The following is an 11,897-nucleotide window of genomic DNA, read 5'->3' on the forward strand; positions in this document are numbered from 1 at the left end:
TATTGTTCGGCCTCCGGCGCTGACCGTTTCGGCGCCGCTTTCTGACCTGTGGGGGGTCCTGCATGCGCATTCCGCGCGCACATCGGGCTGCCGTCCTCCGAAGTGCATCCGTTCTCCTTCTCACCACCGGCCTCGCGGCCGGACCGCTGACCGCCTGGCCCGCCTTCGCCGACGACGTGACGGTCAGCGGTCTGACCACCGGCGACGACGGCACCCTGGCCGTGGGCCTGGCCGACGGCGAGGCGCTGTGGGTCAAGGTGAGCGTCCGGGCCTCCGCGGCCGTGGACGCGCCCGTACTGGCCTCGACCGACGACCTGTCCTTCTCGTGGCAGCGCGGCTGGTACACCGACCGGCCCGTCGGCCTGCCCGCGGGCACGGCGTTCGGCGACTACCCGGTGGACGTCGACTACCGCCTGCCCGGCGGCACCGTCCAGCACTGGAGCGGCGCCGCGCACGGCGGGGCGGGGCTCTTCGGCTACCGGCTGCACACCGGGGTCGGCACGCTCGCCTACGACCGCGACCACACCGACTTCGACCACCAGTCGGCGGTGCTCACCGGCGCCGTCACGACCTTCGACCCGGCGACCGGCACGACCGGTCCGGCCGCGCCCGGCACTCCGGTGCGGGTCAACTGGACCGCGCGCGTCGGGGTCGACACCAAGCACGGTTCGGCGACGGCGACGTCCGGAGCCGACGGCACCTTCTCGGTCGGCGTGACGCCCGGCGGCGCGCTCACCGCGGGCACCGCCGTCGTCAGCGGCGGGGCCGACACCGACCCGGTGGCCCCGGCCGCCCTCCCGGAGCTGCCGGCCAAGGCGGTGCAGTACCGGATCAGCGCCGATCCGTCGGCCAAGCGGGTCCACCAGGGCAAGACCTTCACCATGCGGGGCACCGTCCAGCGGCTGACCGACGAGGGCTGGAAGCCGTTCGCCGGCGCGCCCCTGGTCACCACCCCGCAGCCCCCGGACGTGTACCGGTACACCACGCCCGGCCTGATGGGCACGGGCACCGCGGACGCCTCGGGGAACTTCTCGCTCGCGGTGACGGCGACGAAGACCACGCACCACTACACCTACGTCAAGCCGTCGGAGTACGTGTCCGGCTTCGCCTACGCCGAGCACCTGGTCAACGTGCCCACGGCCGGCTCCTACTCGGGCGTCACGATGTCGCTGGACGCCTACGGGAAGGTCACCGCCAAGGGCAAGCTGGCGGGATCCTGCTGGAACGCGCAGGTCTCCCTGCAGTACTCCAAGAACGGCAGCACCGGCTGGAAGACCCTCAAGTCGGGCTCCGCGGGGGACTCCTCCGGCGGCAAGTGCTCCTTCTCGGTGAACGCCTACGGCTACACGGACGGCTACTACCGCCTGTACCACGCCGAGTCGGACGGGATGCTCGCGGTGGCCTCGGCCAAGAAGCGCCTGCACCGCACGGTGACCCGGATCGTCTCCTTCGACATGACGCCCAACAGCCCGCGCGTGGGCGGTGCGCTGAAGGCCCGCGGCACGCTGCAGTACCAGTCGGGCGGCAAGTGGAAGGCGTACAAGGGCGGGAAGGTCGTCATCGTCTTCCGGCCCAAGGGCGAGAGCACCTGGTACTGGACCGTGAAGGGGAAGACCGACTCCTCGGGCCGTTTCAGCCTCGGCACCAAGGCCTACGGCGACGGCACGTGGGGCGCCTACCTGGAGGCCGACTCCACGCACTTCTACAGCGAGTCGAAGACGGAGTACGTCAATGCCCGTTGAGTCCCGGCGCGCCCTCGCGCTGATCGCCTCGGTGGCCGCGCTCTCCGGCGGTCTCGCCGTCACCCCCGCCCTCGCCGACGACGCGGGCCCGGTCGGCATCGGTGTGGCCCGCACGGCCGACGCCGAGCGCGGCTCCTTCACGGTGCCGGTGTGGACGGACGTCCCCGGCGCCGCGGTCACCTCGGTCACGGCGACGGTGCGCGACGGCGACGCGGTGGTCGTGGACGCGCTGTCGCTCGCCGGAGCCGGCGAGCGGTGGTCGGTGCCGTCCGGCGCCTCGCTGAAGCTGACCGAGGACGGCGGCGCCATGCCGCACCTGGGCCGGTACGCCATCGACGTCACCGCCACCGACGACCAGGGCCACACCGTCACCCGCACGGGCGCCGGCACCCTGGACTTCACCCTGCGGCCGGTCCTCACCGGCACCGCCCTGACCCGGACGGTGCTGGACAAGGACCACCGCACGACGGCCGTCACCGGCACGCTCCTCGGCGTCCAGCCGGGCAGCGGCGACCAGGTGCCCGTCGAGGGCGCCACGGTCGACGTGACCCGCACCTACTACTCCGTGGACGGGCGGCCCGACAGCACCGGGCAGGCCGTGACCGGGGCGGACGGGTCCTTCACCTCCCAGGAGTTCCCGGTCGTCGCGTGGTCCGGGCTGAGGGCGGCGCTCTCCGTGGACGGCGGGCGGGTGCACGGGTCCGTCACCGCGGAGGCCGGGAGCCCGGAGATCCGGCAGACCGACGTGATCGTCACCGCCACGGCCGACCGCACCCGCGCGGTGCCCGGCCAGGCGGTGACGATCAGCGGCCACGTCAAGGACACCACGGGCGCGCCGGTCGCCGGGGTGCCGGTGGCGCTGGCGCTCAGCGGCACGGGTCAGGTCACGGTCACCACCGACGCCTCGGGCGCCTTCACCGGCAAGGTGATCGCGGCTCCCGCCGTGTACGGGTCCTGGTCGGCCGGCGAGGCGGACCCCTACCTGACCGCCTCCGTCTCCGCCGGCGGCTCGATCGTCCTCCCGGCGGACTCCGTCTTCACCGAGGCGAGCGCCAAGATCGCCGCGGACACCAAGGTGACCCTGTCCGCCCGGCTGTACGCCGCGTACGACCGGGTGACGTCCCTCTACCAGCCCCAGGTCGTCCACCTGGAGTACTCCAAGGACGGCAAGACGGGCTGGCAGGACCTCGGCACCGCGCACGCCGACAACAACGGCAGCGTGGTGACGATCACCAAGTGGGGTCACCTCGACGGCTACTACCGGCTGCACCACTACGTCTCCGACCAGCTCGCCGACAGCACCACCAAGCCGGTCCGGCTGACCCGCACCAACACCCGGATGTACTCGATCAAGGCGTCCGCGACGAAGGTGAAGAAGGGCGCCACCGTCACCTTCACCGGCACGCTGAAGGAGTACGTCTCCGGTTCCTGGCGGCCGTACAAGGGCCGGTACGTCGAGCTGTTCTTCCAGAAGAAGGGCTCGACGAAGTGGACGTACGTCGCCTCGGGCACCACGAGCTCGACGGGCAAGGCCACCGTGAAGGGCAAGCCGTCCTCCGACGGCAAGTGGCTGATCCAGCACTTCGGTGACTCCAAGCACTTCGACAGCGACGGCACCGCCGTCTACGTCGACGTGCGCTGACGCACGCGGCACCACCCGCACGAGGGCGGGGGCCGGCCGGGCGACCGGTCAGCCCCCGCCCTCGCCCTTGCCCGCCTCGGCGCGCAGGGACCGCCGCAGCCGGTGCGCCGCGCGGCGGTCCTCGTCGGAGGCGTCCGTGACGTCCAGGAAGATCTGGTCCAGTTCGGGGAACTCCCCGGCCAGGGTGCGCTTGATGCGGACCGCGGCCTCCTCCACGGTCTCGCTGTCGATGCCCTCGGTCAGGTCCACCCGGGCGGCCAGCAGCACCGAGTCGACCCCCAGGCGCATCGTCAGCAGCGCGGTGACCGTGTCGATCTCCGGCTGCAGGGTCAGCAGTTCGTGCGCCCGCTGCCGCAGCCTGGGGTCGGCGGCCTCGCCGATGAGGGTGTCCCGGCAGTCCTTGCCGAGCCGGTAGGCGACGTACATCAGCAGGACGGCGATCGCCAGGGACGCGTACGCCTCCCAGGTGCGGTCGCCGGTCGTCCAGTGCAGCACCACGCCGGTGAGCGCCAGCAGCACGCCGAGCACCGCGGCGCTGTCCTCGCCGAGCACGGTGCGCAGCGTGGGGTCGTCGCCCTCGCGCAGTTCGGTGCGGAAGGGGCGGCCGTGCTCGCGGGCCCCGCCGCGTACCTGCAGCAGCGCCCTGAACAGCGAGGATCCCTCGGCGATCAGGGAGACGACCAGGACGGCCACGGCGGTCAGGAAGGCCTGCGTGGTGTGCGGCTCGCGCTCGTGGAACGCGGACACGCCCTGGTAGAAGGAGAAGCAGCCGCCCATCACGAAGATCCCCACGGCGGCGAGCAGCGACCAGAACCAGCGCTCCTTGCCGTAGCCGAAGGGGTGCCGCGCGTCGGGCCTGCGCCGGCTGCGGCGCAGCGCGGCCAGCAGGAAGACCTCGTTGAGGGTGTCGGCCACCGAGTGCGCGGCCTCCGACAGCAGCGCCGGCGAGGTGGTGAGCAGCCCGCCGACCGCCTTCGCCACGGCGATCACCAGGTTCGCGGCGAGGGCGATGAAGACGGTGCCCTTGGTCTGTTCGTCCTTCCCCATGGGGAGCGTGTGCCCCGCGACGCGGCCCTCAGTGGTGGAAGGCGGTGGGCGCCTCGCCGGGCGGGTGGAGCGGGTGCTCCTGTTCGCGCAGCTGGGGGAGGTAGCGCTTCAGGTCGGCGAGGAAGAGGTCGGCGAGGTCCTCGGAGAAGCCGTTGCGGACCACGATGCGCAGCACCGCCAGGTCTTCGCGGTCGGCCGGATAGGTGTAGGCGGGCACCAGCCAGCCGCGCTCGCGCATCCGCCGGGAGACGTCGAAGACGTCGTAGGCGGTGACGTGGTCGGCGGTGGTGAAGGCGAAGACCGGCAACTGGTCGCCTCGGGTGATCAGCCGGAAGTCCCCGCACTCCTCGATCCGCGAGGCGAGGTAGACGGCCACGTCGCGGGCGGTCTGCTGGACGGTGCGGAAGCCGTCCCGGCCCAGCCGCAGGAACGTGTAGTACTGGGCGACGACCTGGGCGCCCGGCCGGGAGAAGTTCAGGGCGAAGGTCGGCATGTCGCCGCCGAGGTAGTTGACCCGGAAGACCAGTTCCTCGGGCAGGGCGTCGGTGTCCCGCCACAGCGCCCAGCCGACGCCGGGGTAGACCAGTCCGTACTTGTGGCCGGAGGTGTTGATCGAGGCCACCCGGGGCAGCCGGAAGTCCCAGACCAGGTCCTCGTCGAGGAAGGGCGCGATCATGCCCCCGGAGGCCCCGTCGACGTGGACGGGGATGTCGAGGCCGGTGCGCTCCTGCAGGGCGTCGAGCGCGGCGCAGATCTCGGCCACGGGCTCGTAGGAGCCGTCGAAGGTCGAGCCGAGGACGGCCACGACCCCGATGGTGTTCTCGTCGCACATCGCGACGGCGGTGTCCGCCTCCAGGTGCAGCCGGTCGCCCTCCATCGGCACCAGGCGCGGCTCGACCTCCCAGAAGTTGCAGAACTTCTCCCAGCAGACCTGCACGTTGGCGCCCATGACGAGGTTGGGGCGGCCGGTGCCCGGGTGGCGGTCGCCGGCGCGCCTCGTCAGGCGGCGTGCGAGGGACGTGCGGGTGCCGTCGCCGGCACGCCTCATCCAGCGGCGCTTGAGGGCCATCCCGGCGAGCATGCAGGCCTCGGAGGAGCCGGTGGTGGAGCAGCCGACGGCGCTCTCCGGATCGGGGGCGTGCCACAGGTCGGCGAGCATCGACACGCAGCGCCGCTCCAGTTCGGCGGTGCGCGGGTACTCGTCCTTGTCGATCATGTTCTTGTCGAGGCACTCGCCCATCAGCACCCCGGCCTCGGGCTCCATCCACGTGGTGACGAAGGTGGCGAGGTTGAGCCGGGCGTTGCCGTCGAGCATCAGCTCGTCGTGGACGAGCTGGTACGCCGTGGCCGGCGCCATCGGACCGTCGGGCAGCCGGTGCTTCGGTGGCGCCGCGCGCATCCCGGCGACCGGGTCGGCCCCGGCGTAGAAGGGGTTCACGGCGAGCTTCGGCAGGCCCTCGGCACCTTTGTGCAGCGACATACCGTCACGATACGTGTGAAACCGGTCACCGGCAGGTCGGCGGCGAACGCCCCGGCCGGGGGCCGGTCAGCCCGCCGAGGACATCGACAGCTTGGCCGCGAAGCCCAGGAAGAGCGCCGCGGCGCCCGAGGTCAGTCCCGCCGCCAGGCGCTTGCGACGGCGGAACTGGGCGGCCAGGTAGGTGCCGCCGAAGATCAGCAGCGTCAGGTAGCAGAAGCTGAAGACCTGCGCGATGGCGCCCAGCGCGAGGAAGGACAGCGCGGGATGGGCGTAGCCGGGGTCCACGAACTGCACGAAGAAGGAGATGAAGAACAGGATCGCCTTGGGGTTGAGCAGGCTGATCACCAGCGCCCGCCGGAACGGCCGCTCGGCGTCCGCCACCTCCTCGGCCGCGGTCGCCAGTGCCACCGGCTCGGTGCCCCGGGAGCGCCACATGCCCCAGGCGGCCCGCGCCATGCCGACGGCGATCCACGCCAGGTAGCCGGCGCCCGCGTACTTCACGATGCCGAACAGCACGGCGTTGGCCTGGAGCAGCCCGGCCACGCCCGCCGCCGAAGCGGTCATCAGCACGGTGTCGCCGAGGAAGACGCCCAGGGCCGCGCGGTACGCCGTCCGGACGCCGCGGCGCGCCGCGACGGACAGGGTGTACAGCGAGTTCGGCCCCGGCAGCAGCACGATCAGTACGGTGCCCAGCACGTACGTCGACAGGTCGGTGATTCCCAGCATGGGCACCAATATGGCACTTGCACCTCACGTGGCGTGAGGCCGGAGGGTGTGGTCATGAACACGAGCACGGGCTACCCGGTCGGGCAGGTGGCGGGTTTCGCCGGCGTGACCGTCCGCACGCTGCACCACTACGACGAGATCGGACTGCTCTCGCCCAGCGCCCGCAGCCACGCGGGCCACCGGCGCTACGGCGACGCCGACCTCGACCGGCTGCAGCAGATCCTCTTCTACCGGGAGCTCGGCTTCCCCCTGGACCAGGTGGCGGTCCTCCTCGACGACCCGGCCGCGGACCCGCGGGAGCACCTGCGGCGCCAGCACGAACTGCTGACCGCGCGGATCGGGAAGCTGACGGAGATGGCCGACGCCGTCCAACGAGCCATGGAGGCACGCACGATGGGCATCAACCTCACGCCCGAGGAGAAGTTCGAGGTCTTCGGGGACTACGACCCCGACCGGCACGCCGAGGAGACCCGGGAGCGCTGGGGCGACACCGAGGCGTACGAGCAGTCGCAGCGCCGCGCCGCCTCGTACACCAAGGAGGACTGGCTGCGCATCAAGGCCGAGCAGGAGGACTGGGGCGCCCGGCTGGTCGCGCTGCGCGGGTCCGGCGCCCCGGCGGACGGCGAGGCGGCGATGGACCTGGCCGAGGAGCACCGGCAGTTCATCGTGGACCACTACTACGACTGCACGTACGAGATCCACACCGGTCTCGCCGAGATGTACCTGGCGGACCCGCGCTTCAACGCCTTCTACGAGGCGATCGCGCCGGGCACCGCGCAGTACGTCCACGACGCGATCGTCGCCAACGCTAGGCGGGCGCGGGGCTGATCACCGCCGCCGTGCCGTAGGCGCACACCTCGGTGCCGGCGTCGGCGGCCTCGCCGACGTCGAAGCGCATCGCCAGCACCGCGTTGGCGCCGCGCGACTGCGCCTGTTCCACCAGCCGCTCCATCGCCTCGGTGCGGGTCTGGGCCAGGGTCTTGGTGAGTCCCTTCAGCTCGCCGCCGATCAGGGACTTCAGGCCCGCGCCGATCTGGCTGCCCAGGTGGCGGGAGCGCACGGTGAGGCCGAACACCTCACCGATCACCCGTTCCACCCGGTAGCCCGGCACGTCGTTCGTGGTGACCACCAGGACGGCGGACCGGGGCGACTGTCCGCCGCCGTACTCGTCGATACCCATACGGGCATCGTCGTCCCCCCGCCGCCGTCCCGCGCGGTCTCAGTACTCCAGGTGCGGTGCCCGGTCCGGGGCCGGGCAGATCCGGTGGCCCGCGTGGTCGAAGACGTACAGGTGCGCGAGGTCGACCAGCAGCGGCACGTGCTGTCCGGCGCGCAGCCGCAGGTCGGGCCCGGTGCGCACGACCAGGTCGCCGCCCCCGGTGGCGGGCCGCTCGGTCTCCGGCCGCTGCCCCGGCGGGTCCAGTACGGCCGTCTGGCCCTGGCCGGAGACCCGTGCGGCGGCCTTCTGCACCAACCGGCCGAGGCCTGCCGCACCGCCCTGCCGGGACGCCGCCCGGGAGCGCTGCCGCCCGGTGCCCGGACGGGCGGACTCCAGTTCGGGCACGACGGCCGCGCGGGCGCCGGTGCCGAGGTGCACCAGCGACTCGTGGCCCTGGTACTCCACGTGCTCCACGACACCGCTCAGCACCACCTCGCCCGGCCGCGCGCTGCTCGGCCGGTCGATGCGCACGGCCTCCGAGCGCAGGCCGACGATGACCGGCCGGCCCTGCTGGATGCGGAGCATCTGGTGGTCCCTGCTCAGCGGCTGGGGGAGGACGAGCCGCTGCCGTCCGAGGTCGATCCACATCCCGCCGTCCAGCGGGGCCACCACGGTCGCCTCCATGAGGTTGATACGCGGGGTGCCGATGAAGGCGGCCACGAAGACGTTCTGCGGCAGGTGGTACGCCGCACGCGGGGTGCCCACCTGCTGCAGCACGCCGTTGCGCATGATCGCCACGCGGTCGCCCAGCGACATCGCCTCGGCCTGGTCGTGGGTGACGTACACGGTCGTCACGCCCATGCCGCGGGTCAGCCGGGCGATCTCGGCGCGCAGGTGCGAGCGGAGCTTGGCGTCGAGGTTGGACAGCGGCTCGTCCATCAGGAAGACGGACGGGTGCCGCGAGATGGCCCGGCCCATCGCGACCCGCTGCCGCTCGCCGCCGGACAGCTGGCCCGGGTAGCGGTCGAGGATGTCCTCGATGCCCAGGGTCCGCGCGGTCTCGGCGACCCGGGGCCCGGTGTCCTGCCCGGGCATCTCGAAGCGCAGCGGGAAGCCGATGTTCTCCCGGCTGGTCATGCTCGGGTAGAGGGCGAAGTTCTGGAAGACCATGGCCATCCTCCGGTCGCCCGGCGCCAGGTCGTTGGCGTGCTCGCCGTCCAGGAGCAGCTCCCCGGAGGTGATGTCCTCCAGGCCGGCGATCATGCGCAGCACCGTGGACTTGCCGCAGCCCGAGGGGCCGAGCAGCACCAGGAACTCGCCGGGGGCGATGTCCAGGGAGAAGCGGTCCACGGCGCGCACGCCGCGGCCGTAGGTCTTCGAGACGTCGTGCAGGGAGATGGCGCGAGTCATGTGGGTTCCGCCGGATCATGATGATTCAGGAGTGACGGGCGACTTGCGGTGTTGCACGGTAAAACGCTTGGGAGGACCGTAGCCGAGCGTTCGCGGACTGGGAACGGTTCGGTCGCGACCACGTTGATACTTTTGGCCCGTGACGACTATCGCCCTGGGCCCGCAATGGCTCGACCCCGATTACCTCATCTCGTCAGCGGGCCTGATCGGCCTGCTGGCGATCGTCTTCGCCGAGTCGGGTCTGCTCATCGGCTTCTTCCTGCCGGGTGACTCCCTGCTCTTCACCGGCGGCCTGCTGGTCGCGGGCGGCAAGCTCGACTATCCGATCTGGCTGGTCTGCGTGCTGGTCGTGCTCGCCGCGGTCGCCGGCGACCAGGTGGGCTACCTCTTCGGCCGCAAGGTCGGGCCCTCGCTCTTCCGGCGCCCTGACTCCAGGCTCTTCAAGCAGGAGAACGTCGAGAAGGCCCACGAGTTCTTCGAGCGGCACGGCGCCAAGTCGATCGTGCTCGCCCGCTTCGTGCCGATCGTGCGCACCTTCACCCCGATCATCGCCGGCGTCAGCCGCATGAACTACCGCGTCTTCGTGACGTACAACATCGTCGGCGGCCTGCTGTGGGGCGCCGGCGTGACCCTGCTCGGCTACTGGCTGGGCCAGATCGCGTTCGTCCACGAGCACATCGAGCTGATCCTGGTCGGCATCGTGCTGCTCTCGGTCGTCCCGATCGCCATCGAGTTCCTGCGCGCCCGCGCGGCCTCCCGCAAGGCCGGACCCGGGCCGCTGCCCGGCGCTCCCGAATACGAGGCCGAGGACGAGGCCGGCCAGCCCCCGCTCCAGCGGGGCTCCGGCGGGCGGCACCGCGCGAACCGCCGTTAGCCGACGGAGGGAGTGGGCAGTCGTCCCGCTGTGCCAGGGGGGAGGGTGACCGCACCCTCCCCTCTGGCGCACCCCGGCACCGTCGAGTGATCGCGCGTCGAAAGGAGGATCCCGTGGCGCACCCCAAGGAGCCCGACGGGCCCGAGCAGCCGACCGGCGGCTCGGAGTTCACCCCGCCCCTGGGCGTGGAACTGCCCAGGCCCGAACCGCAGGGTTCCGCCTTCGCCCGCCCCGGGACGCGGACCTCGTCGCAGCTGTCCCACCCGGCCTTCACGCCCCCCGAGGGCATCCCGGTCGTCAGCCTCTCCAAGGAGACCCCCTGGCCCGACCGGATGCGCACGATGCTGCGCATGCCCGTCGGCGAGCGCCCCGCTCCCGAGCAGCCCGCCCGGCGGCCGGAGGCGGAGGGCGGCCCGCCGGTCCCGCGTGTGCTCGACCTCACGCTGCGCATCGGTGAGCTGCTGCTCGCCGGCGGCGAGGGCGCGGAGGACGTCGAGGCCGCGATGCTCGGCGTCGCCCACGCCTACGGGCTCGGACGGGTCGAACCGACCGTGACGTTCACCCTGCTGGGCATCTCGTACCAGCCCTCGCTCGTGGACGCGCCGGTCACCGCCAACCGCACGGTGCGCCGCCGGGCCACCGACTACACCCGTCTCGCGGCCGTCTTCCGGCTGATCAACGACGTCACCGCGGCCGACCTCAGCCTGGAGGACGCCTACCGGCGGCTCGCCGAGATCCGCCGCAACCGGCACCCGTACCCGGGCTGGCTGCTGACCGTGGCGGCCGGGCTCCTCGCCGGCGCGGCGAGCATGCTGGTCGGCGGCGGCGGTCCGCTGGTGTTCGCGATCGCCGCGCTCGGCGCGATGCTGGGCGACCGGCTGGCCTGGCTGTGCGCGGGCCGCGGGCTGCCGGAGTTCTACCAGTTCGTCGCCGCGGCGATGCCCGCGGCCGTGATGGGGGTGCTGGTCGCCCGGTTCGGCCAGCACCTGCCCGGTACGAGCACCCTGCAGGCCTCGGCGGTCATCACCGGTGGGCTCTTCGCGCTGATCCCGGGAAGGGCCCTGGTCGCGGCCGTCCAGGACGGCCTGACCGGCTTCTACATCACCGCCTCCGCACGCCTGCTGGAGGTGATGTACCTCTTCACCGGCATCGTCGTCGGCGTGACGCTGATCCTCTACGCCGGGGTCAGCCTGGGCGCCGGACTCGACCCCGACCAGGTCTTCCGGCCCTACGAGAACCCGCCGGTGCAACTGGTCGCCGCGATGGTGCTGAGCCTGGCCTTCGCCGTGCTGCTGCAGTGCGAGCGCGGCGTGCTGGTGGTCGCCGCGCTCAACGGCGGTGTCGCCTGGACGGTCTACGCGGCGCTGCACCAGGAGAAGATCGGCATCGGCATGTCGCCGGTGGCGGCCACCGCCGTCGCCGCCGGCCTGGTGGGTCTCTTCGGTCAGGTGCTCTCCCGCTACCGCTACGCCTCCGCGCTGCCGTACGTCACGGCGGCCATCGGCCCGCTGCTGCCGGGTTCCGCGACGTACTTCGGGCTCCTCGGGCTGACCCGCGGTCACCTGGACCAGGGATTCGCCTCGCTGACGAAGGCGGCGGCGCTGGCGCTCGCCGTGGCCATCGGGGTGAACCTGGGAGGAGAGATCGCGCGGCTGTTCATCAAGCTGCCCGGTGGGCCTGACCAGGCACGACGCCGCGCGGCGGCCAAGCGGACCCGCGGTTTCTGAGCCCTCCGGGCCCCGTCGCCTCGCCGCCCGGAGATCGCACGGGCAACCTGATGTTAACTGTCCGTATCGTGGTCGTAGTTGACTGTAATC

The 11,897-nt window shown here is 72.1% G+C and carries 10 protein-coding genes; 5 read left to right on the forward strand and 5 right to left on the reverse strand.

Annotated features, from left to right (window positions below; translation table 11 throughout):
- Window positions 1–62: 62 nt before the first annotated feature.
- Together OG937_24645 and OG937_24650 are read left to right on the forward strand one after the other, a co-directional pair.
- Window positions 63–1,742, forward strand: coding sequence for a hypothetical protein (locus tag OG937_24645; GenBank protein WUD74655.1), 1,680 nt, complete (start codon window positions 63–65; stop codon window positions 1,740–1,742).
- Window positions 1,732–3,384: a hypothetical protein gene (locus tag OG937_24650; protein ID WUD74656.1), complete on the forward strand. Its 1,653-nt coding sequence runs from the start codon at window positions 1,732–1,734 to the stop codon at window positions 3,382–3,384. Before OG937_24645 ends, OG937_24650 begins: the two co-directional genes overlap by 11 nt.
- Before the next feature lie 48 nt (window positions 3,385–3,432).
- On the opposite strand, the gene OG937_24655 is transcribed toward OG937_24650, so the two are convergent.
- From OG937_24655 to leuE, 3 genes are all read right to left on the reverse strand, one after another.
- A complete protein-coding gene (locus OG937_24655; GenBank protein WUD74657.1) occupies window positions 3,433–4,431 on the reverse strand; it encodes a cation diffusion facilitator family transporter in 999 nt (332 codons plus the stop codon).
- A gap of 28 nt (window positions 4,432–4,459) precedes the next feature.
- On the reverse strand, window positions 4,460–5,911 hold the full coding sequence (locus OG937_24660; GenBank protein ID WUD74658.1) for a glutamate decarboxylase: 1,452 nt from the start codon (window positions 5,909–5,911) through the stop codon (window positions 4,460–4,462).
- Window positions 5,912–5,977: 66 nt separating this feature from the next.
- Window positions 5,978–6,637: a leucine efflux protein LeuE gene (leuE, locus tag OG937_24665; GenBank protein ID WUD74659.1), complete on the reverse strand. Its 660-nt coding sequence runs from the start codon at window positions 6,635–6,637 to the stop codon at window positions 5,978–5,980.
- A gap of 54 nt (window positions 6,638–6,691) precedes the next feature.
- Between leuE and OG937_24670 the strand changes: the two genes are divergently transcribed.
- Window positions 6,692–7,465 (forward strand): MerR family transcriptional regulator, encoded by a 774-nt coding sequence (locus OG937_24670; GenBank protein ID WUD74660.1) that lies wholly within the window; start codon window positions 6,692–6,694, stop codon window positions 7,463–7,465.
- Here OG937_24670 and OG937_24675 read toward each other — a convergent pair.
- Both OG937_24675 and OG937_24680 read right to left on the reverse strand, forming a co-directional pair.
- Complete coding sequence (locus OG937_24675) at window positions 7,446–7,817, reverse strand: YbjQ family protein (protein ID WUD74661.1); 372 nt, start codon at window positions 7,815–7,817, stop codon at window positions 7,446–7,448. The two genes, OG937_24670 and OG937_24675, sit on opposite strands and share 20 nt — an antisense overlap.
- Window positions 7,818–7,856: 39 nt before the next feature.
- Window positions 7,857–9,206, reverse strand: coding sequence for an ABC transporter ATP-binding protein (locus OG937_24680; protein ID WUD74662.1), 1,350 nt, complete (start codon window positions 9,204–9,206; stop codon window positions 7,857–7,859).
- Window positions 9,207–9,345: 139 nt separating this feature from the next.
- Here OG937_24680 and OG937_24685 point away from each other — a divergent pair, with 139 nt between their 5' ends.
- Both OG937_24685 and OG937_24690 read left to right on the forward strand, forming a co-directional pair.
- Window positions 9,346–10,080 carry a VTT domain-containing protein gene (locus tag OG937_24685; GenBank protein WUD74663.1) on the forward strand — a complete coding sequence of 245 codons (735 nt, stop codon included), beginning with the start codon at window positions 9,346–9,348 and terminating at the stop codon, window positions 10,078–10,080.
- 113 nt (window positions 10,081–10,193) lie between these two features.
- Window positions 10,194–11,807 (forward strand): threonine/serine exporter family protein, encoded by a 1,614-nt coding sequence (locus OG937_24690; protein ID WUD74664.1) that lies wholly within the window; start codon window positions 10,194–10,196, stop codon window positions 11,805–11,807.
- The last annotated feature ends 90 nt before the right edge of the window (window positions 11,808–11,897 follow it).

Origin of the sequence: Streptomyces sp. NBC_00510, assembly GCA_036013505.1 — a bacterium.
GTDB lineage: Bacteria > Actinomycetota > Actinomycetes > Streptomycetales > Streptomycetaceae > Actinacidiphila.

What these genes read in the sequence shown, in the direction of transcription:
- OG937_24645 (WUD74655.1), top strand. Translation starts at nt 63, where the DNA reads ATGCGCATTCCGCGCGCACATCGGGCTGCCGTCCTCCGAAGTGCATCC.
- OG937_24650 (WUD74656.1), top strand. Translation starts at nt 1,732, where the DNA reads ATGCCCGTTGAGTCCCGGCGCGCCCTCGCGCTGATCGCCTCGGTGGCC.
- OG937_24655 (WUD74657.1), bottom strand. Translation starts at nt 4,431, where the DNA reads ATGGGGAAGGACGAACAGACCAAGGGCACCGTCTTCATCGCCCTCGCC.
- OG937_24660 (WUD74658.1), bottom strand. Translation starts at nt 5,911, where the DNA reads ATGTCGCTGCACAAAGGTGCCGAGGGCCTGCCGAAGCTCGCCGTGAAC.
- leuE (WUD74659.1), bottom strand. Translation starts at nt 6,637, where the DNA reads ATGCTGGGAATCACCGACCTGTCGACGTACGTGCTGGGCACCGTACTG.
- OG937_24670 (WUD74660.1), top strand. Translation starts at nt 6,692, where the DNA reads ATGAACACGAGCACGGGCTACCCGGTCGGGCAGGTGGCGGGTTTCGCC.
- OG937_24675 (WUD74661.1), bottom strand. Translation starts at nt 7,817, where the DNA reads ATGGGTATCGACGAGTACGGCGGCGGACAGTCGCCCCGGTCCGCCGTC.
- OG937_24680 (WUD74662.1), bottom strand. Translation starts at nt 9,206, where the DNA reads ATGACTCGCGCCATCTCCCTGCACGACGTCTCGAAGACCTACGGCCGC.